We start from the raw sequence: 18,864 nt of genomic DNA, 5'->3' as shown, positions 1-18,864 counted from the left end.
TTTTGTAAAATGCAGGCGGTAAGCCTGTGACAATACATCCCTGGGAGGTCATTTCTGAAATGGAACAGATTCGTACACTAGGTGCACTACTTGAGTATGCAAAGGAAGTAGGCCCCAAGAAGATAAGCGTTGCATGCGCCGAAGATTCAGAGGTAATGGAAGCGGTAGAAAACGCACGCAAGGCCGGTGTTGCCGAAGCATTTCTCGTAGGCAACTCGGACAAGATCAAAGAAGTTGCAGACAAACTCGGCATCGATCTCTCCAACTACGAAGTAGTCGATGAAAAGGGCGGGGAAGCAGCCTCAGCACTTAAGGCTGTTGAACTGGTATCGAGCGGACAGGCACAGATAGTCATGAAGGGCATGGTTGCGACCGCCAACTTCCTTAGAGGGATACTCAATAAGGAAAAAGGGCTTCGTACAGGCAAGACCCTATCTCACGTATACATCCATGAGATAAAAGGATACGACAGGATCTTCTTCATTTCCGACCCCGCGTTCAACATGTATCCCGACCTCAAGATAAAGATCGACATAATCAAGAACGTAGTTGAACTTGCCCACGCTTTCGGTGTAAGCTGCCCGAAGGTCGCAGCACTTGCAGCGGTGGAAGTTGTCAACCCCGATATGCCTCCGACGATTGATGCAGCGCTCCTTACGCAGATGAGCCGCCGGGGTCAGATCAAGGGATGCATCATCGACGGACCCCTCGCCCTCGATAATGCGGTATCCCCGGAATCAGCGCATCACAAGGGAATCAAGTCTGATGTTGCCGGATATGCAGACATACTGCACGTTCCCAATATAGATTCAGGAAATATGCTTGCAAAAGCGATCGTCTATTTCTCAGAGAATAAAACAGCAGGCATCGTCCTCGGAGCAGCAGCACCGGTAGTTTTGACCAGCCGAGCGGACTCAGCAGAAACAAAACTCCTTTCGATCGCTTCAGCTGTCGCCCTTGCAGCCCACCAGGGAAAGTAAAAGATCGAAACTTTCTCATATAACAAAAAATGCAAAGAGGGCGGTATTCCGCCCTCTTTTAGTTTAGGTCAGGAAGAATAGAATGGAAAAGAGACTGGAATATTCAAATATACAAGAATATGTGACTTCCGGGACCTTCGGTGACAAGGAGGTCAGGATCGCTTCATGCACTCCGAAAATACCGAACGGGATCCAGATAGTTCTGCTCCACGGAGTGCATAGCAGTGCCAATATGGGAGAACACAATAAATTCCGGTTCCTTTCCGAGCTGCTTTCAGAGAAGGGATACACTCCATGGCTGGTGGAGACGAGCCGAAGGATCAGAAACCGCCAGGACTTTTTAAATGACGTATCCCAGTGGATCAAAAAAGCCTTTTCAGAAAAGACTTTTGCGCAGGAGCAGCGGGATGTCTTTAACGCAATATGTGACATCAGAACAGCAACGCCGGGAAAACCGCTCTGGATATGGGGTTTTTCACTTGGCGGGATCATCGCCCTTTCTGCTGCGGCCGATAATATCAACTGCCGTATAAAGGACGGTTCTCAGGTTCCGGAAAGGGTGATACTCAGCGGAACGGGACTTGTTGCCTACGAAGATGTAGAGGCGCGGATGATGTCCCTTCCTGTCCTTTCAACTCTCCGCTCAGAGATAACGGCGGACATGCTCTCGAATGTTAGTGCCAGAGGGCTGATATCCTTCAGAGGCAGCTGCGATGAGATCTTTTCCGAGGAAAGCTGTCTTGGAGTGCTAAGGGAAGTAAGCCTGCCGGATAGAGAGAAACATTTTTTCATTATTGAGGGGGCGGACCATTCTTTCCGCAGCAGATACGGCAAGGCCGACCCGAAGATAATGAAAGAGATGGTCGACCAAATAGCCAAGACCTGGGCTTAGCTCTGTGATAAAATGATCTGACCGTTCCTGTAATGACGGGGAGGTCTTTGATGGATCGCATTACTGAGGCGAACGATCGCCTTTCAAATAGCACAAAACAGAAATACTGCGCTTTTATAAACTTGTTCGGTCTTAGGATCGGAGGAGTGTATGTTTTATGTTTCATACTTCTTTCTATACTTCTTACTCCCGCTAACTTGTACGCAGAAGAGATAGATTATCAGGCCCTTCAGGAAGATCCCCTCGAAACAGCATACAGAAAACTGGGCTCGCCCGGCGACATTGAATGGGACGAGGAAGAGATGATCAGCGGAGGCGCACCTCTTCTCATCAGCGACATGAAGTGGCCCCTGAAATCAGGGGAACTTTCCAGCCTCTTCAGCAGGACAAGGTCAAAAGGCAGGCGGAAACACCTTGGCATAGACATCGTTGCTCCAAAAGGCACTCCGGTCCATGCCGTCCTTGACGGAATCGTTGAGGTAGTCTCAAAGGGGGGAAAGGGTTTCAGAGGCTATGGAAGAGTCATAATAATAAATCACTCGGATCAGCTTTGGACGCTTTACTCACACTGCTCGACAATGAACGTAAAGGTGGGGCAGAGGGTGAAACAGGGAGACGTGATAGCTGCTGTCGGCAGGACAGGGAGAGCAACGACAAACCATCTCCATTTCGAAGTCCGCAATGCAAAAGGCACAGCCCTTGATCCAATGAAATACCTTCCCGAATACGGGGCTCTGCCAAATAAACCTTACAGAAGATAGCTCCTATTCTCTAAGCTCTCCTCATACACCAAGAATTTTGTGTTCATTTTCTTGTCAAACTGTTAAAATTACATCAATATTTACCTATGTGATGATCCTTGGAGGAGTGACAAGTCATGTTTAAACAGATGTCAGCTTTGATGGTTTGTATATGTCTAATATTTATTACGACTGGTTCTGTGCTGGCCTCCCAGAATGTATACGTTGAGGAGGTAAAGTTCAGGGAAGGCGGTATTGTTGAAATCGACCTTGAAGACAAGACAGATAAAGACGCACAGATAGTTTGGACAAAACAGGAGACAGTATCCGTAAGGGATGCTTCAGGCCGAGAAGTCAAGGCAGAACTGAGGAAACATGACGATGACACCTTCTTTCTGACGGTCCCTGAGTTCCTGCTGGATGGAAGGTATTCTTTTTCGGTAGATAATGTAAACTACGGCAGGCACAGTAAGATAAGGGTCACAAGCTATTTCGTCGCGTCCCCCCAATGGAAAGCGGAATATGATGGACCGGTTGTACCGGGGAGCAGCGATCCGATAGGGAAAACGACGCTTTATGTCGGAGAGATGGAGTTCAAAAATGGGAACGAGCTCGAAATAGACATAGATGATGCAGTGGGGCACGATAATGAGATAACATGGGACGGCAAGGAAAAAATTATGGTAGCCGACAAGGACGGAAAGACCTATCCGGTCCGTGTCAAAAAGTATGACAACGATGAAATAGAACTGCTGATCGACGGGCTTGCAAGCGGAGCGAAGTACGGAGTCGAGATCAGGGGTATCCTCTACAGGGGAGAAAAAGTCACATTGGTTGCAGAGTTCGAAGCTACCGGCGGGTGGGAATACAAGGATCCCAGGAAAAAATAACTCTCCAAAGCTAAAAAACGAAGATCTTCTTAGAGTATAAAAAGTGAGGCCGGGGCGGAAGCATCCCTCCGGCCTCATCTTGCTATAATAAACAGGCATGCATATAACACTACCAATCAGAAAAAGTCAGGAGGCGGCAGACAGAAAGCGATGAACATTAAAGTTAATCCCTCAAGATCCATAGTTTATCTTGCAGTTGCCGCAGTAACAGTTATGTTCTTCATTTCCCTGTATGTGGGCATTACAGGCTGGCGAACTCCAATAAAGGCCCAGAGGGAATCATACCGCCTGGGTACTATCGTGAGGATCACTCTATATGGGGATGACAGTGAAAAGCTGAACGATGCTCTCGACTTGTCGATGAAAGAAATAGAAAGGCTTGAAAATCTTCTGTCGGTCAACATCCCCTCATCGGACATATCACTTGTGAACAGAGCATCAGGAAAATATCCGGTCAAAGTATCAGAAGAGACAGGCTTTCTTCTGGAAAGGGCGCTTGGATGGTCAGAACGGACAGAGGGAGCCTTTGACCCCACTGTCGGAAAAATCGTCAAGCTCTGGGGCATTGGAACTGAGAGTGCAGCCATACCTAGTCCTGAACAGCTGAAGCAAGCTGTGGAACTCACAAATTTCAGAAAAGTCTTTGTTGTGCATAAAGCGGAAGGGACTTTCGTACAAACGGCAAAAGGACAGAGGATAGATCTCGGGGGAATAGCAAAGGGATATGTGACAGATAAAGTAAGGGACCTGCTTATAAACGAGGGTGTCTCGTCAGCCCTTATTGACCTCGGAGGGAACATAGCAGTTTTGGGGAGCTCTCCGAAACCTGGAAAGTGGAAGCTTGGGCTCCAGCATCCATTCATGCCCAGAGGAGAATATTTCGGCATTGCGGAAGTGTCGGATGTTTCTGTTGTGACATCAGGACCATATGAGAGATATTTTGAATCCGGCGGAGTTAGATATCACCATATTTTCAACCCGGCAACCGGGTATCCAGCTCAGTCAGACCTGGCCTCTGTGACTATAATAAGCGAAGAATCGACGGATGCAGATGCACTTAGTACTGCACTCTTTGTTATGGGTTTTGAAAGGGGTATCGCTCTATTGAGGGAATTGAAAAATATTGAAGCGGTCCTCGTAACAAAAAAACCTGAAGGAACTAAAGTATGTGTGACTAAAGGTCTCAGTGAAGCCTTTATACTGAAAGATCCTGATATGAAAATAGAGCCGGCGGCCCGGTGATGGGAATGAAGCGCGGAGACAGGGGCATGCTGAAGATCCTTATGGTGATACTTGTGGCTTCAAGTATTGTGTGGGGCATCAGATTTATGACTGCAGCACCTGATGTAATGAATGTGGAAATAATACAGGATGGTAAGCTTTTACAGAGAGTATTGCTCAAAAAGGGGGACCAAGCCAAGGATTTTATTATAGAGTACAAGGGCGGTTACAACAGGTTGAGGACTGAGGATGGCAGGATAATCGTTATTGAGGCAAACTGTCCGGACAGGGACTGTGTTAAGCGGGGATGGCTGAAAAAGCCGGGAGATTCTGCTGTATGTCTGCCCCATAGGTTGGTGATCAGACTTACAGGAGAATCCGAAGTCGACGGAGTGACCTACTGATGAAGCTAAAAAACATTATCATAACGGGTTCGCTTGCTGCATTTGCCTTGGTCTTCAACATGTTCGAGGGAAGTCTTCCTATGCCGCTTCCGGGAATAAAGCTTGGCGCTGCGAATGTCTTCTCCCTTTTGGCGCTGGTCCTTTTAGGCGTAAAAGAGGCTTTTGCCGTTACCCTTATCAGGGTATTCCTTGCCTGGGTAATGACAGGAAATTGGTTCGCACTCCTTTGCAGCCTGGCTGGAGGTCTGATGTCGGCATCGGTCATGTCCTTTATATACTTAAAATTCAGGGATGACTTCAGCCTGCCATGGATAAGTATCGCGGGTGCCTGGGCCTTCAATGTGGCACAGGTTTCAGTTGTTGCCCTTGTAGTGAATGATATCAGGGTGCTTCTCTACATAGTGCCGCTTTTGGCTGCGGGTACAGCGGCAGGATGGGCGGTTGGCTGGCTTGCTCTTCTTCTGTGCAAAAGAGTCGGATCACTGACAGATATAAATTCCTGACAACAAAAGGAGGATCACCGTACTGTGAAATTAGAGATCGAAAAGAGGATATTTGAAGTTTTCCCGGATGCCAAGATTGGCTGGTTGCTGGCTGAAGTCAAAGTCGAGCCTTCAAATGAATATGTCGAAAACATGAAGAAGGGCCTCATAGAAAGGCTAAAGGACATCGGGATATCTCAGGATACTATGATGCTCCACCCTGACGTAGCAGGCTGGCGCGAAGTATACTCGAAGATGGGTGTAAAACCGAGTAAGTACAGGTCATCGCTCGAAGCCCTGCTTCGCAGGACGTTCAAGGGCGATATATGGAGCGTGTCGAACGTGGTAGACTGCTACGACTGTGTTTCGGCGGTCAACCTCCTTCCGATGGGAGCTCATGATACCGCTAAACTCAAGGGTGATCTGGTGCTTCGTTACGGCCGCGAAGGTGAAAAGTTCTATCCGCTTGGTGCGGGAGACAGCGTTATCGATGTATCCCCTAAAAACATTCTTTATGCTGACGATGAAAAAGTCTGCTGCTGGCTCTGGAACCATCGCGACACAAGGGATGCTTCCCTCTCCGAAAGTACAAAAAAAGCACTCTTTCTTGTAGATCAGGCGTTCGATACCGAGTGGAAAACGGTACAAGAGGGACTGAAACTGCTTTCTTCCGAACTGGAAAATATTGGCTGTAAAACTATAAACAGCGGGATCGTAAACGCAGGATCCCCCTCTTCTGAAATATTCTGATGGAGATGACAGGCTGCTGCGGCATGGACTGCGGCTCGTGCGAAGCGCTAAGGGCAACTGAGAGGAACGATATTGAGACGCTTTCTAAGCTGGCTGACGCTGAAGAAGGCCGGAGCGGAAACTCATTCATACTGCCATCAAAGATGAAGTGTACAGGATGCACCGGACCCGGAGCAAAGAGCATGGCATGCAGCGATTGCAGGGTCAGAATGTGTGCTCTTGACAGAGGGATCCCTCACTGCGGCTTCTGCGAAGAGTTCCCATGCGATCTTGGTGACATAATATGGGAGGCTGTTCCTGAATATAAAAACAACCTGGAAAGGATAAGAAGCAGGTAAGACTATAAAGTTTCTGGCGTTATCTTGTCTTATAAAAAAACAATAAGGAAGGAGGGCTCTCCTCAATAATGAGAGCCCTCCTTATCATGTCGATATCCAGTTATTCCGATACCTGTGGTTTTAGTGCCAGGAATCGCAGCCTGACGTAGTCAGCGACCCACCCGTTTTCTTCTGTGTATAGCAGAGGTTGGCAGTAATCTTCGACCTCCTTGTAAAAGAGTTCCTTTTCTTCTTGTGAAAAACCCTCAGTGTGGCGGTTGGCGAATACCTCGAGCCAGCATCGGAGACCGTTTTTGAGAGGCGTGGGCCTGTCTATCCTGGCAATGTAGGCGACCTTGAAGCCCTGGTTGTCCAAGATTTTTGAAAACTCTCCCAGTTCAGGAAACTTCCAGGGATTCCGGGCCCTGTAGTCGATCCCGCGCTTAATCAAAGCTATTTTCATTCCTTCCCGGAGCACCCTGATACAGCCTTCGCCCCCGCACTCTGCAGCAAAGCGTCCGCCGGGTTTGAGAGCTCTCCATACGCCCCTCACTACAGCATACTGGTCATTCATCCAATGAAGGGCTGCGTTGCTCATCACAGCATCGAACTCTTCCTTGAAATGCAGATGCTCTCCGTCAATAACTTCAGCCTTCAATCCGAGAGATCTTGCGGCTTCTACCATTTCGTGGCTTGAGTCGACACCGAGAACATCACATCCCATGTCAGCCAGTTCTTTGGTCAGAGCGCCGTCTCCGCATCCGAGGTCAAGGATCTTTTCTTCCTTTTTTGGGTCAAGCAGCTCGATAACCGGTCTTCCAAAGAGAGGAACAAAATCTGCCCCTTTTTTGTAATCTTCGGGGCCCCAGCATTGATTTGACATCGGAAAGCCTCCTTTTGTTCTTGTGATCTTATTATATTGGAGAGAGGATAAAAATGCACTCTTTGAGATGCTTAAAAAGGCTGTTTTTAATAAACCCTTCAATTTACCCCTGTTTCTTGACGGAATGAGTCCTCTTGATGTAGTCTAGTGCTGTCGATGTTTTTGTATGACCCCGAGTCAAATTGCCTAAAGGATCTTTTCCAATGGCAAGAGACCAATGGGTGTTTCCGGAAACGGAAGCGCCTCCCGCACTTGGAAAGGGGGAGCTGCAAACTTCAGGGGATCTGTCTTAAGATTCCCTTATGTCTTGTCCTCTTCCTAGTGCCCGATAAACGTATGATCTACGGTTTTAGGTGCTGTCTCTGAATTCCTTAACAAGAGGAGGAACATGATTTGCGAATTTTAAAAGTTCTGATAGCCGAAGCAGACCCGTTGCTTCAGAAGTTGTATTCAGATCTTATAGCTTCCGAGCAAGCTTTCACCGTACTCAAATGTGTCTCCAGCGGTACGCAGATGTTTGATTCGATGAGATGTGTTGAAGCTGATCTGGTCCTTTTGGATCTTTACCTTAAGGATTTTAATGCCCTCGACGGGCTTGAAGAACTTCGTAAGGAATTTCCGAAGACTGACTACATAGTAGCCTCTTCAGGCGAGGATCCGAACCTTGTAAGAAAGGCTCTATGCCAGGGGGTCTTTGAATACCTTATAAAGCCTTTCTCTTTTGAGAGACTGAGGCTTGCCCTCCGAAACTACCACATATATCATCAGAGCCTTACCGGCAGAACGAGGCCTTGGCAGCAGGAAGACCTTGACACACTGATCTCTCTGCGGACGAGGGATCCCTCGTGGGCGAATAACCGGGCCATCCCCAAAGGGCTGCAGCTCAAATGCCTCAATGAGGTAGAAAATTTTCTGAAAGACAACAACGACACTTTCTCCGCGCAGGAAGTTGGAGATGTACTGGGCATTTCAAGGTCAACAGCAAGAAGATATCTTGAATTCCTGACGATGAATGAAAGAGTAGTAGTAGAGTATGCATACAGAAAGGTCGGAAGACCTGAGAAGCGATACAGGATGGCATTGATATAACGGTCCGGATAGAATAACGACAAAGCGGATCATGATGCCGAAAAATTAAATGCGGTCGGAACTGATAAACAGTTACGACCGCTATGTTTTTCTATCGACTACATTCCGAAAAAATATCCGGAGATGTAGGTAGCGAGTATCCCTCCGACCAGTACGACAAGGATGCCTCTGCCGTACCAGCCAAGAATTATCGCAGTGATGGCTCCCGCCGCCGAGCTGTATAGGCTGCCTGTTGCCGTTAGGACGTCAGGGAATATAAGAGCCCCTAGCACTGCATAGGGGATGTAATGCAGCAGTGACTCAACAAAGGGAGGAAGCTTCCTCTCTCCAAGGAAAAAAACCGGAAGTATCCTTGAGGGAGCAGTAACGCACATCATGAGGACAGAAAGGATCATTATTTTTGTCATCAGCGCACCTCCTCCTTCTTCTTCTCCAGCGGGAAGACGACAGCTCCAAGGAGAGCAGCAAGCCCGGTGGCAGTCATAATTGCTATCCCTCTGTTCATATCCGCAAAACAGGGTGTCCATTTTATCAATGCGCTAAGCCCCATACCAGCAGCTGCGACGATCAGGGCGGATCTGCTCTTCCTCACCGAAGGCAGCAACAGCCCTATAAATAGCGCGTAAAGCGCTATTCCCATACTGTCCTGTACGTTCTGAGGCAGCACAGAAGTTCCGTAGAAACCAAGGACCGTCCCGATGACCCATGTACAATGGCCCACAATATTCAGGCCGAACATGAATTCAGGCGCAAGAAGCGGTTCCTTCTGCATTGAAGCTATGCTGAAGCTTTCGTCCGTAAGCTCAAAGCATATCCAGGATTTTTTGAGTGCTCCGATACCCGGAACAAGCCGTCTCGCAATTGAGGAGGACATCATAACATGTCTCATGTTGAGAACTGCTGTAGCCAGAACTATTTCGGGAATGGCGGAACCTATCATTATGAGATTAAGAGCTACGAACTGACTTGCTCCCGCAAAGACTATAAGAGACATAAACAGGCTTTCCAACGCCGTTAGCCCGGCAGTCTTGCAAAGGATGCCGCATGCAAGAGCGCTGGGGATATATCCTAGAGCAATAGGAGTCCCCGTCCTGAGCCCGTACGCGAACCCCTTGGCTACCGGTGTTTCATTTACGTTTGTTATTTCTTTTGCTGCATCCATAGGGCTGTCTCCATTCCTAAAATCCCAGAAACGAATTGTATGACAGATATCAAGTTAATGTCAAATTTGTGCTTTGAGAAAACTTTAGCAACAAAATAAAGAGCATAACAGACCAGAACTTTCCTTATTTGCCCTTAAAGTTGTCGCGCAATTCAGATGAGTGTATCCTCACAATAGAATACATACCATATGTATGCAACTAAGTTGCATCTATTCCCCGAGTTTGTCTCCCTAAAGATATTTATCCATGGGTGCAAACCAGCGGACCGACTTCAGCATAAACGGTCCTGAGGGTCTCATGGGAAACTATGAGGCCTCCCGCAGACGGTATCCGTCTTTTTTGGAAAGGGGTCACCAAGGTGGATCGAAGTATGCCTTCCGGTATGCTTAATGACTTCCCATCTCCTCCCTTTTCAAAATTATCTGCAGTTGTTTTCATGCGGCGTCATGGAAAGATCCCGCTTTGATATGTAGATCTGGTTTTGAATTCAGTTCCGGCAACGGAGAGAGGAGATGTAACAAGTGACAGAAGTAAACTATCATGTGAAGAACCTTACCATCAACGGGGTGCCAAGGAGGATCATAGGCAAACCGGAGACATCACTGCTCACAGTTATCCGCGACCAGCTAAAGATGACAGGTACCAAGCGAGGCTGCGATCACGGACAGTGCGGAGTCTGCAACGTGATCCTCAATGGAAAGGTCGTTCGCTCATGCATCACGAAATGGAAGAACGTTCCTGAATATTCTGAGGTCACGACAATTGAAGGTATCGGGACCCCCGAAAACCTCCATGCTCTTCAGTGGGCCTTTATAGTTTGCGGGGCTATCCAGTGCGGATTCTGCACGCCCGGATTTATTACCGCAGGCAAGGCTCTTCTTGACAGCAACCCAAGCCCGACAAGGGAAGAAGTCCGCGAGTGGTACAGCAAGCATTGGATGGCCTGCCGCTGCACCGGATATGTTCAGGTTGTGGACGCTGTTATGAAAGCGGCTGCGATACTTAGAGGGGAAGAGAAGATAGAGGACCTGGCAAAGATGTACAAACCCGGTGACTCGCTGTGGAACTCAAAATACCCACGTCCCAGCGCGGTCTACAAGGCGACAGGACTTTGGGATTTTGGCGATGACGACAGGCTGAAACTTCCGGAAGAGTTCCTCTTTGCATATCCATTTGCGCTTGAAGGCGTACGCCACGCCAAGGTCAATAAGATCGACACTTCAGAAGCAGAGAAGATGCCCGGAGTTTACAAGGTCGTGACCTACAAAGATATCAAAGCCAACAAGGGTACCAACAGGATCAGAGGGCAGGTAGGATGCCCATCTGTCACGACGGATGGATGGGAACGCCGAATCATGGTCGAAGAAGGCGATAAGATACGCCAGTGGGGCGAATGTATCGCTATAGTCTGTGCGGACACTGAAGCTAATGCCCGTGCCGCCTCCGATAAGATCAAGGTAGACTACGAACCGCTGCCTGAGCTTATTGACATATATCAGGCCAAGGCTGCAGATGCAGTAAAAGTTTACGATGAGATCGAAGGTATAGACGGAATGCCCAATGCCTTCAACAAACGCATCTTCACAAAAGGTGCAGACCCGAAGGAAGATCTTGATAAAGCTCCCTACATAGTGGAGGACGAATTCTACAGTTCACGCCAGCCGCACATGGTACTTGAGACTGACTGCGGATATGCCTATTACGATGAAGAAGACCGCGTCACACTGGCAACAAAATCCATCTGTGTCTACAGGCACCAGATGATGATAGCGCGCGGAGTGGGCGTTGCTCCTTCAAAGATAAGGGTCATCCAGAACAACATGGGTGCTTCTTTTGGTTACAAAGTTGCGCCGACAAATGAGCCCTACCTTGCGATAGCCCTAGTTGCATGTCAGCGTCCTGTCTATATGCGGATCAATATGAAGGAACATAACATCCGTACTCCAAAGAGATCCCCGTTCCTTATGCATATCCGGGTCGGTGCGGACAAGAGCGGCAGGCTTATAGGAGCCGAACAGACATGGTGGGTCGACCACGGCCCATACAGCGAATCATCCAATGACCTCACAAACAAGGGCGGACAGTTCTTCTTCTCCCCTTACGCATACGCCAACATGAGGGCAACAGGATACACATGCTTCAGCAACCATCGCTGGAGCGCCGCCTTCCGGGCATATGGAGCCCCTCAGACATACTGGGGATGCGAAACTGCTATGGATATGCTGGCGGAAAAATGCGGGATAGATCCCTTTGATTTCAGGGAGATGAACCTTCTTCAGTGGGAACCGTTCACAACGAACCCGCTTGGTGTCATGCCGTCAGGTTATGCTCCTGAAGTATTTCCGCTTCCTGAGATGATGAAAAAGGCACGTCCTTATTATGAAGAGATGAAAAAGGAAGCTGCCGCAAAGACCACCGACAAAGTCAAATTTGGCGTCGGAGTCTCGATAGGTATCTATAACTCCAACGACGATGGAGCGGATGACGCTGCGAGCAACATTGAACTTACCAAGGACGGAGTCATTGTCTACAACACATGGGAAGACCACGGGCAGGGAGCCGACATCGGCTGCCTGGGTACGGCACATGAAGCTCTTAAACCATTGAACCTGCACCCAACACAGATAAAAATGGTCCTGAGCGATACAGCCAAGGCCCCCAACAGCGGAGCAGCGGCCGCAAGCCGTTCACAGGTAATGGTAGGCAACGCGATAGTCGATAGCTGTAAAAAGCTGCTTGAAGCAATGCGCAAGCCGGACGGGACATACCGTACCTATGACGAAATGATCGCCGAAAATATCCCTGTCTTATACGAAGGCTATACGCAGGCATGTGTGCAGAATGCAGACGGAAGCATTGAAGTCTGTTCCGGCAACGACAAAGATACCGGCCTTGGAAAACCGTTTGGCTTCCATATGTTTGCCGTCAATCTTGCCATGGTTTCTGTAAATATGGAAACAGGCAAAGCGCATTGTGAAAAATTTGTTCTGGTTGGTGATGTTGGCGTTATCAACAACTACCTTGTCGTCGATGGACAGCAATACGGCGGCATAGCCCAGGGCATAGGGCTGGCGCTTACAGAGGACTTCCTCGATGAGAGCAAGTACAACAACTTTGTGACGATGGGTCTGCCTTACATCAAGGATGTCCCCGATGACATCAAGCTTATACATGTTGAGACTCCGCGCCCGCTCGGACCCTTCGGTGCGTCAGGAACAGGCGAAATGCCCCTTGCTGCACCGCACATCTCTGTCTGTAATGCGATAAAGAACGCCTGCGGAGTCAGGATCAAGACAATACCGGCAACACCCGACAAGATACTGGCAGGTCTTAAAGAAAAAGCGTAAATCCTTTCCTAATAAGTTAAAATATTGTGAGGGGCTCTCCATTTGCCCCTCACTCCATTATGAAAGGAGGAATAATTCGATGTCCGAACAGGAAAAGAATTTTGGAAACATTTACGATCTCCCTTTACAGAACGCCTCAGCCCTTGCTCCTGATATCGAGAAAAGGACTGTATACGGTCCCGGAGACAGGTTCTGGGAAGGCTGGGTCATGCGGCACTTCAAACTGCCTGCCCATGAATTGATCCCGGAGCATTCACACGAATGGGACCACCTTATGTACACGATCAGCGGAGACGGTTATGTCGAAGTAGAAGGCGAACGCTATGACATGAAGACGGGATACTGGACCCGTATACCCGGCGGAATGAAGCATGTCTACCATAACGATGCCGACATGCCGCTGGAATTTTTCTGCATAGTGCCGACCCACGGCGATCCTCATGCCAAAAAAACCAGCATGAGAGCTGACCGTGCTGCAAAAAAGGCCGAAGGTTAAGGGCCTTGAAAAGATTCCTTTCAGCTGAGTGCAGGAATATAAGTCCCTCTTTGATGATGAAAATGGCGGCAATGGCTGAAAGAATGCCAGACAGCATAGACCTGACGCTTGGAGAACCGGACATCCCTACGCCCGAAATTATTTGCAGCGCACTTTACGAGGCTGCAAAAAGGGGCGAGACACACTATGCGCCCGGAATGGGGATTCCAGGACTCCGCGCCGCCATATCGAATTACTGGAACAGAAGATACGGTCTCAATTATTCTAAGGATGAGATATTTGTAACTACCGGAGGCAGCCAGGCATCATATCTTGCTATGCAGGCATGCCTTGACCCGGGAGATGAAGTTATCATTCTTGAGCCCTTTTTCACCTTTTATGAACAGCATGTCCTACAGGCGGGAGGCGTGCCTGTCTACTGCATGAGCGGAGCGGAAAACGGATTTCTTCCGGATCCCGAAAAAATAGAGAGCAAGATAAGCAAAAGGACCAAAGCTGTGATCATCAACTCGCCCTGCAACCCCACGGGAGCTGTTTTCCCTTTTGAATTGCTGGTAGAAATTGCCAATATTGCATCTAAGCACGATCTTCTTGTGATCTCTGATGAGCTGTATGAAGCATTCGCATATGACGTGGCTCATGTCCCTTTTGCATCCCTTCCGGGAATGAAAGAGAGGGTAATAACGATCGGCGGAATGTCAAAGAGCTATGCTATGACTGGCTGGCGTATAGGGTATGCTATGGGATCTCATGTTTTTCTGAAGGCCATGCAGGTAACGGGAGTGCCCCATACGATAAGCGTGAACACTATGGTTCAGAGAGCTTCTGAATTTGCTCTTGATAACTGCGATGACATAGTAAGGGAGATCTCATCACTGTTCAGAGATCGTGTGAGTTTTTCATACGAAAAATTCAAACACTTGCCTGGAATAAAAACAGCAGAGCCAAAAGGAAGCTTTTACCTTTTCTTGGATGTTTCGGGGACCGGCATGGATGGAGAAGAGTTTGCCGATAAGGCGCTGAGAGAAGCAGGGGTGGTAACCATACCCGGTTCTTCCTTTGGTCCGCACTGCAAAAATTACATCAGAACAGCATGTACGGTGCCTGAAGAGATGCTTGAAGAAGCATCGCAAAGGATAAGGAATATTCTGGTTTAGTTTTTTGTCAGGGAATAAAGAGAAAGGTTGGATCCTTGGTGGGTAGTGCCCCACGGCACCGGTTCAGAGGTAAATATCTGTTATAGATCGATTTGCCTTTCTGAACCTGTGCTGAAACTATTTCTTCAAATGTGTCCTTTAAAACTCATATGACGTGGTGTTCTGTTCTAAACTATCTCTTCATGATGATCCGCTCTACAGGCAGTCCGTTTTTCATCTCAACTGCTTCAAAGCGTCCTTCCGGCGTAATCCAGAATGGCATGCCGGAAATGTATACCAATTTATTGCTCATTTTTCCACCTCCTTATACAAAAAGTAAACAACCTATATATTATACAGGTTGTTTTTTATCTGTCAATTAAGTCAGGGCACGGCAGCAGGAATATAGGCTACATATCTACGATGGGCGGAATGAATGCTGCGGACGTTTCTGTGTCCCATGGGAAGAGTACCCATGTATCCTGGCTGACTTCCGTAATGAAGGTGTCGACCAGGGGCCGTCCTTCCGGTTTTGCGTAAACTGTGGCGAAATGTCCCCCAAGAAACATATCTCTTACGATCTTTGCGGTTTTGCCTGTGTCTACAAGGTCGTCGATGATAAGCCAGGTCTCATCGACTCCGACAAGGTCAGGACGTTTCAGGATATTGGCTGCTCCCTGATCTTTAATGGTGTAGCTTGAAATGCAAATGGTATCTACAAGGTGTATGTTAAGTTCCCTTGCAATTATTGCCGCAGGGACCAGACCGCCCCTTGCAACTGTTATTATCCTGCTCCAGTCTTTCCTCTTATCGAGCAGTTTCCATGAGAGAGCCCTGCAGTCTCTGTGAAGCTGTTCCCACGATACCGGGTAATTTTTATTGTAGCGGTCGGAAGCTTTCATATTAAGACTCTCCCTGTAATAGAATTATTTGTCGGAAATTGTACATTCATAATATCGGGTTGTCTATGACACGTCAGGAACTGCGGGTTCAATAGAACTCAGGTCTCCTCATTTCAAAGACCCTTAGGAAATCCCTGGCTTTTTTGACCTTTGAAGTGTCAATCTCAATGAAGGCGAAGTCTTCTGTCATGCCTCCCTGATAAAGGACTTCACCCCATGGATCCACCACCATTGAGTGTCCTCCGAAGAGAGTGCCGCTTGTCGTCCCCACCCTATTGCAGGCTGCCACGAACATCATGTTCTCTATCGCCCTTGCCTGCAGCAAGGTACACCAGTGGTCTATCCGGGAGACGGGCCATTCCGCAGCGAAAAACTGGAGCTCAGCCCCCTCTGTTGCATAGCGCCTGGTAAGTTCGCAGAAACGAAGATCATAGCAGATAGCAAGAGCCGCCGGGATGTCACCGATATTGAAGAGAGTCCCTTTTTCACCTGGAAGCAGGAATTTCTCTTCATCCATCAACGGTATCAGGTGGATCTTGTCATAGCTTGCGACATAACTGCCTGAAGGGTCTATCACCATTGCTCTGTTGACGGCGCCTTTATCGGTAAGCGCGAGTACAGAGCCGCCTGTAAACCAGCAGCTGTATTTAAGTGCGAGTTTCCCAAGGAATTCTGCGGCCTGGGAGGCATCCCTGTCTCCATATTTATGGGATTCTTCTATGACATATCCAACGTCCCAGATCTCAGGGAGGATCACTGCGGTTGGGATGTCAGATTCCACCCACTTTGAACTGAGCATCCTTTCAACCTTTTCATAATTGGATCTTCTGTCGCCAACTGCCAAATCGATCTGTGCGATAGCTATACGAAGCAATGACATTATAGAGATCCTCCTTTGGGTATCTTTTTTGTCGCCGGAAATGTATTTGATTTAACTTTAAACAAAACATTGAAAAATATCAATACCTGCTGGTCTTGTTAAGATTTTCAGCCATTGCTTTCAATTTTTTCCAAGAGTCTCTCCATGGACCTGCGGTAAGATCTTTTGAGCCTCTCCGACTTTTGCAGCGTCATAATGAGCCAGTCCCCTTCTGATGTGCCCCTTGGGAGCATCCGTGCAGGCAGGTTTACAGAAAGTGCTTTTTCGCCTACGAGCAGGGTGCATATTTCTTCATTGATCGAATCTACAAAGATTTTTTCTCTTTTAACCGCCATTTTTCACTACCTCCCTGCTTTGGGGGTATGATATCTTTTCTCCGTCAGAGACTATCCTGATAGTGCCATCCTTTGTGTCCAGCCTTTTTATCCCTGAGGCTGAAACAGCACGTACCACCTCTTTGTGAGGATAGCCGTAAGAATTGTTCTTGCCGTAACTCAGTATGATGACATAGGGCCGGACCTCTTTGAGAAGGCTCATGTTTGTTCCGTTGCTGCTGCCGTGGTGAGACGCTTTCAACACCGCCGCCCGGGGGAGCGGTCTTACAGTTGAAAGCTGTTCCCTCTCCATGTCGGCCAGCATCAGGAAGTTTGTGCTGCCGTATTTTATATTCAGCACGAGGCAGTTGTTGTTTGCATCCCGCTTCGTTCCTCTGATGAGTCGGGCTGGTGCAAGTACCTCAACCAGGGCACCCCCTATTTTTTCTGAATAGCCCCTTTTGGGCCTGCCGAAGGGTATGTTCTTTTTCTGTATCATGTTATAAAAATTTTTCTGAATCGGCGAACTGCTGATAAAGCCCGAATCCCAGATTTTACCAATCTGAAAATTTGACAGTACTCTTTTCATTCCGCCTATGTGGTCAGAATGCGGATGGGTTGCTACTAAGAGGTCGATTTTTTTTATTCCAATTCTTTTCAGCTCTTTGAGCAGACTTTTCCCTGCATCTTCAGGACCTGCGTCAATAAGTATTGTCTTTCCGTCGGGAAGGACAAAAAGGGAAGAGTCCCCCTGCCCGACATCAAAAGCATAAAAACGGAGTCCTCTGTCAGCTTCAGCGACTTCCGTCCTGCTTATCCATGCTGCGCCTACAGGAAGACTAATGATCAAGGTAAAAAGAAAGATAAATATTTTTTTGTATTTTCTCAGCAAAAGACCGAAATTCAAAATGTCTCTCCTTACTCATCCTTTTTGACTTGCCATAGATTTTACCAAAGATGGCGATAAGGTTATAATCGTCGGAACGCTCTTTATGCGAAAGGATGCAGGCAATGTTTGGTTTCGTTCTGGTTTTGCCCCTGATGCTCATAATTATAACCGGTAATCTTCTGAGATCTCGGGGATTTTACAGTGAAAGGGATATTAAGACCCTTACAAAGACGCTTTACTGGGTAATACTTCCTCCTCTTCTTATCCGGACCACATTTATTTCAGGCAGGGAAGTTTTTGTGCAGATCGATCTTCTTATCGGCCTTACCCTTGCATACATCCTGACGATTGGTATTGCAGCTGCAGGAGCAGTATTTTTATACCACAGAGAGAACCGTGAGCGCATAGCTGTCTCGGTTTTTTCATCGATAAGGGCAAACAACATTTATCTGGGTTTCCCTGTAATAGTGCTTGCGATGGGTGAGGCAGGACTCAAGGATGCGTCCATATACATAGCCGTAAGCACGATATCCTTTCAGATAATATCGATAATGGCAGGTGAAGTTGCCCTTTCGGGTAAATTCAGCCTCTCTGGCCTTGGCGGAATACTTAAGAGGCTGACCGTCAACCCGCTGATAATTTCCTGCGCACTTGGGATTGGGCTTGCCCTCACCGGACTTCGTGCTCTTCCCATCGTCATTGATGAAACTATGAAGCTTATGGGCGGAGCCGCAACGGCGATAGCGCTTTTAGCGTTGGGCGGTACTCTCGATCTTTCTAGGATCAGCAGCATTTACAACATGATAAAGGCCACCTGGCAGGACTGTCTGATCAAACTTGTCATACATCCCCTTATTTTATGGGCCCTGCTTCTGGCCCTCTCCGTTCCGGAGCCTCTGCTGAAGGTGACAGTAATGCTTTCTTCAATGCCCTCGGCTGTAAACTGCTTCATAATGGCTAAAGAGATGAAGATGGACTCGGATTATGCGGCAGACCTTGTCGCCTCAACTACAGTCCTCGGAATTATATCCATACCTGTGTGGGCTAACCTTCTGGGCATAATATAAAAAAGGGCCGCAGCGCGGCCCT

At 48.0% G+C, this 18,864-nt stretch carries 21 protein-coding genes and 2 riboswitches; of the genes, 14 read left to right on the top strand and 7 right to left on the bottom strand.

Annotation, left to right across the window (positions count from 1 at the left end; genetic code table 11):
* The first annotated feature begins 59 nt into the window (after nt 1–59).
* From ptb to CVV54_07400, 9 genes are all read left to right on the top strand, one after another.
* On the top strand, nt 60–980 hold the full coding sequence (ptb, locus tag CVV54_07440; GenBank protein ID PKL04136.1) for a phosphate butyryltransferase: 921 nt from the start codon (nt 60–62) through the stop codon (nt 978–980).
* 82 nt (nt 981–1,062) lie between these two features.
* Nucleotides 1,063–1,872, top strand: a complete 810-nt coding sequence (locus tag CVV54_07435) for a hypothetical protein (GenBank protein PKL04135.1) — start codon at nt 1,063–1,065, stop codon at nt 1,870–1,872.
* A 32-nt stretch (nt 1,873–1,904) separates the two neighbouring features.
* The gene (locus CVV54_07430; protein ID PKL04134.1) at nt 1,905–2,633 is read left to right on the top strand and encodes a hypothetical protein; all 729 of its coding nucleotides are present in this window, start codon (nt 1,905–1,907) and stop codon (nt 2,631–2,633) included.
* 116 nt (nt 2,634–2,749) lie between these two features.
* Nucleotides 2,750–3,502: a hypothetical protein gene (locus CVV54_07425; protein ID PKL04133.1), complete on the top strand. Its 753-nt coding sequence runs from the start codon at nt 2,750–2,752 to the stop codon at nt 3,500–3,502.
* A gap of 150 nt (nt 3,503–3,652) precedes the next feature.
* Nucleotides 3,653–4,744 (top strand): thiamine biosynthesis protein ApbE, encoded by a 1,092-nt coding sequence (locus CVV54_07420; GenBank protein PKL04132.1) that lies wholly within the window; start codon nt 3,653–3,655, stop codon nt 4,742–4,744.
* Nucleotides 4,744–5,127 carry a NusG domain II-containing protein gene (locus tag CVV54_07415; protein PKL04131.1) on the top strand — a complete coding sequence of 128 codons (384 nt, stop codon included), beginning with the start codon at nt 4,744–4,746 and terminating at the stop codon, nt 5,125–5,127. The genes CVV54_07420 and CVV54_07415 overlap by 1 nt, the downstream gene beginning before the upstream one ends.
* On the top strand, nt 5,127–5,630 hold the full coding sequence (locus CVV54_07410; GenBank protein PKL04130.1) for a heptaprenyl diphosphate synthase: 504 nt from the start codon (nt 5,127–5,129) through the stop codon (nt 5,628–5,630). Before CVV54_07415 ends, CVV54_07410 begins: the two co-directional genes overlap by 1 nt.
* 132 nt (nt 5,631–5,762) lie before the next feature.
* On the top strand, nt 5,763–6,359 hold the full coding sequence (locus CVV54_07405; protein ID PKL04175.1) for a hypothetical protein: 597 nt from the start codon (nt 5,763–5,765) through the stop codon (nt 6,357–6,359).
* On the top strand, nt 6,359–6,697 hold the full coding sequence (locus tag CVV54_07400) for a hypothetical protein (protein PKL04129.1): 339 nt from the start codon (nt 6,359–6,361) through the stop codon (nt 6,695–6,697). Before CVV54_07405 ends, CVV54_07400 begins: the two co-directional genes overlap by 1 nt.
* A 100-nt stretch (nt 6,698–6,797) precedes the next feature.
* Here CVV54_07400 and CVV54_07395 read toward each other — a convergent pair whose 3' ends face one another.
* Complete coding sequence (locus CVV54_07395) at nt 6,798–7,559, bottom strand: SAM-dependent methyltransferase (protein ID PKL04128.1); 762 nt, start codon at nt 7,557–7,559, stop codon at nt 6,798–6,800.
* Nucleotides 7,560–7,717: 158 nt separating this feature from the next.
* Nucleotides 7,718–7,838, top strand: a riboswitch (molybdenum cofactor riboswitch).
* Between the two features lie 114 nt (nt 7,839–7,952).
* On the opposite strand from CVV54_07395, the gene CVV54_07390 reads away from it, so the two are divergent.
* The gene (locus CVV54_07390) at nt 7,953–8,648 is read left to right on the top strand and encodes a hypothetical protein (protein ID PKL04127.1); all 696 of its coding nucleotides are present in this window, start codon (nt 7,953–7,955) and stop codon (nt 8,646–8,648) included.
* Between the two features lie 98 nt (nt 8,649–8,746).
* On the opposite strand, the gene CVV54_07385 is transcribed toward CVV54_07390, so the two are convergent.
* Entirely contained in the window at nt 8,747–9,175 is a 429-nt protein-coding gene (locus CVV54_07385; GenBank protein PKL04126.1) for a hypothetical protein, read from the bottom strand.
* Nucleotides 9,055–9,810 (bottom strand): branched-chain amino acid ABC transporter permease, encoded by a 756-nt coding sequence (locus CVV54_07380; GenBank protein ID PKL04125.1) that lies wholly within the window; start codon nt 9,808–9,810, stop codon nt 9,055–9,057. The genes CVV54_07385 and CVV54_07380 overlap by 121 nt, the downstream gene beginning before the upstream one ends.
* Before the next feature lie 204 nt (nt 9,811–10,014).
* Nucleotides 10,015–10,176: riboswitch (molybdenum cofactor riboswitch) on the top strand.
* Between the two features lie 156 nt (nt 10,177–10,332).
* Between CVV54_07380 and CVV54_07375 the strand changes: the two genes are divergently transcribed.
* From CVV54_07375 to CVV54_07365, 3 genes are all read left to right on the top strand, one after another.
* On the top strand, nt 10,333–13,158 hold the full coding sequence (locus CVV54_07375; GenBank protein ID PKL04124.1) for an aldehyde oxidoreductase: 2,826 nt from the start codon (nt 10,333–10,335) through the stop codon (nt 13,156–13,158).
* A gap of 79 nt (nt 13,159–13,237) precedes the next feature.
* Nucleotides 13,238–13,654, top strand: a complete 417-nt coding sequence (locus tag CVV54_07370) for a cupin domain-containing protein (protein ID PKL04123.1) — start codon at nt 13,238–13,240, stop codon at nt 13,652–13,654.
* A 5-nt stretch (nt 13,655–13,659) separates the two neighbouring features.
* Nucleotides 13,660–14,811 (top strand): hypothetical protein, encoded by a 1,152-nt coding sequence (locus CVV54_07365; GenBank protein ID PKL04122.1) that lies wholly within the window; start codon nt 13,660–13,662, stop codon nt 14,809–14,811.
* A gap of 389 nt (nt 14,812–15,200) precedes the next feature.
* On the opposite strand, the gene CVV54_07360 is transcribed toward CVV54_07365, so the two are convergent.
* The 4 genes from CVV54_07360 to CVV54_07345 form a co-directional block, all read right to left on the bottom strand.
* Nucleotides 15,201–15,692: a xanthine phosphoribosyltransferase gene (locus CVV54_07360; protein PKL04121.1), complete on the bottom strand. Its 492-nt coding sequence runs from the start codon at nt 15,690–15,692 to the stop codon at nt 15,201–15,203.
* An 88-nt stretch (nt 15,693–15,780) separates the two neighbouring features.
* Nucleotides 15,781–16,566 carry a carbon-nitrogen hydrolase gene (locus CVV54_07355; GenBank protein ID PKL04174.1) on the bottom strand — a complete coding sequence of 262 codons (786 nt, stop codon included), beginning with the start codon at nt 16,564–16,566 and terminating at the stop codon, nt 15,781–15,783.
* Nucleotides 16,567–16,679: 113 nt separating this feature from the next.
* Entirely contained in the window at nt 16,680–16,907 is a 228-nt protein-coding gene (locus CVV54_07350) for a hypothetical protein (GenBank protein PKL04120.1), read from the bottom strand.
* Nucleotides 16,897–17,796 carry a competence protein ComE gene (locus CVV54_07345; protein ID PKL04119.1) on the bottom strand — a complete coding sequence of 300 codons (900 nt, stop codon included), beginning with the start codon at nt 17,794–17,796 and terminating at the stop codon, nt 16,897–16,899. Before CVV54_07345 ends, CVV54_07350 begins: the two co-directional genes overlap by 11 nt.
* A gap of 92 nt (nt 17,797–17,888) precedes the next feature.
* On the opposite strand from CVV54_07345, the gene CVV54_07340 reads away from it, so the two are divergent.
* Entirely contained in the window at nt 17,889–18,842 is a 954-nt protein-coding gene (locus CVV54_07340; protein ID PKL04118.1) for a hypothetical protein, read from the top strand.
* The last annotated feature ends 22 nt before the right edge of the window (nt 18,843–18,864 follow it).

It is taken from the genome of Synergistetes bacterium HGW-Synergistetes-1 (genome assembly GCA_002839185.1).
In the GTDB taxonomy this organism is placed as follows: domain Bacteria; phylum Synergistota; class Synergistia; order Synergistales; family Synergistaceae; genus Caenicola.
The sequence above is the reverse complement of the archived record's forward strand: the minus strand, read 5'-3'. Positions and strand labels throughout refer to the sequence as shown.

Bases quoted from the DNA above. Each gene is read 5' to 3' on its own strand.
- ptb (PKL04136.1), top strand. From the start codon at position 60: ATGGAACAGATTCGTACACTAGGTGCACTACTTGAGTATGCAAAGGAA.
- CVV54_07435 (PKL04135.1), top strand. From the start codon at position 1,063: ATGGAAAAGAGACTGGAATATTCAAATATACAAGAATATGTGACTTCC.
- CVV54_07430 (PKL04134.1), top strand. From the start codon at position 1,905: ATGACGGGGAGGTCTTTGATGGATCGCATTACTGAGGCGAACGATCGC.
- CVV54_07425 (PKL04133.1), top strand. From the start codon at position 2,750: ATGTTTAAACAGATGTCAGCTTTGATGGTTTGTATATGTCTAATATTT.
- CVV54_07420 (PKL04132.1), top strand. From the start codon at position 3,653: ATGAACATTAAAGTTAATCCCTCAAGATCCATAGTTTATCTTGCAGTT.
- CVV54_07415 (PKL04131.1), top strand. From the start codon at position 4,744: ATGGGAATGAAGCGCGGAGACAGGGGCATGCTGAAGATCCTTATGGTG.
- CVV54_07410 (PKL04130.1), top strand. From the start codon at position 5,127: ATGAAGCTAAAAAACATTATCATAACGGGTTCGCTTGCTGCATTTGCC.
- CVV54_07405 (PKL04175.1), top strand. From the start codon at position 5,763: ATGAAGAAGGGCCTCATAGAAAGGCTAAAGGACATCGGGATATCTCAG.
- CVV54_07400 (PKL04129.1), top strand. From the start codon at position 6,359: ATGGAGATGACAGGCTGCTGCGGCATGGACTGCGGCTCGTGCGAAGCG.
- CVV54_07395 (PKL04128.1), bottom strand. From the start codon at position 7,559: ATGTCAAATCAATGCTGGGGCCCCGAAGATTACAAAAAAGGGGCAGAT.
- CVV54_07385 (PKL04126.1), bottom strand. From the start codon at position 9,175: ATGGACACCCTGTTTTGCGGATATGAACAGAGGGATAGCAATTATGAC.
- CVV54_07380 (PKL04125.1), bottom strand. From the start codon at position 9,810: ATGGATGCAGCAAAAGAAATAACAAACGTAAATGAAACACCGGTAGCC.
- CVV54_07370 (PKL04123.1), top strand. From the start codon at position 13,238: ATGTCCGAACAGGAAAAGAATTTTGGAAACATTTACGATCTCCCTTTA.
- CVV54_07360 (PKL04121.1), bottom strand. From the start codon at position 15,692: ATGAAAGCTTCCGACCGCTACAATAAAAATTACCCGGTATCGTGGGAA.
- CVV54_07350 (PKL04120.1), bottom strand. From the start codon at position 16,907: ATGGCGGTTAAAAGAGAAAAAATCTTTGTAGATTCGATCAATGAAGAA.
- CVV54_07340 (PKL04118.1), top strand. From the start codon at position 17,889: ATGCAGGCAATGTTTGGTTTCGTTCTGGTTTTGCCCCTGATGCTCATA.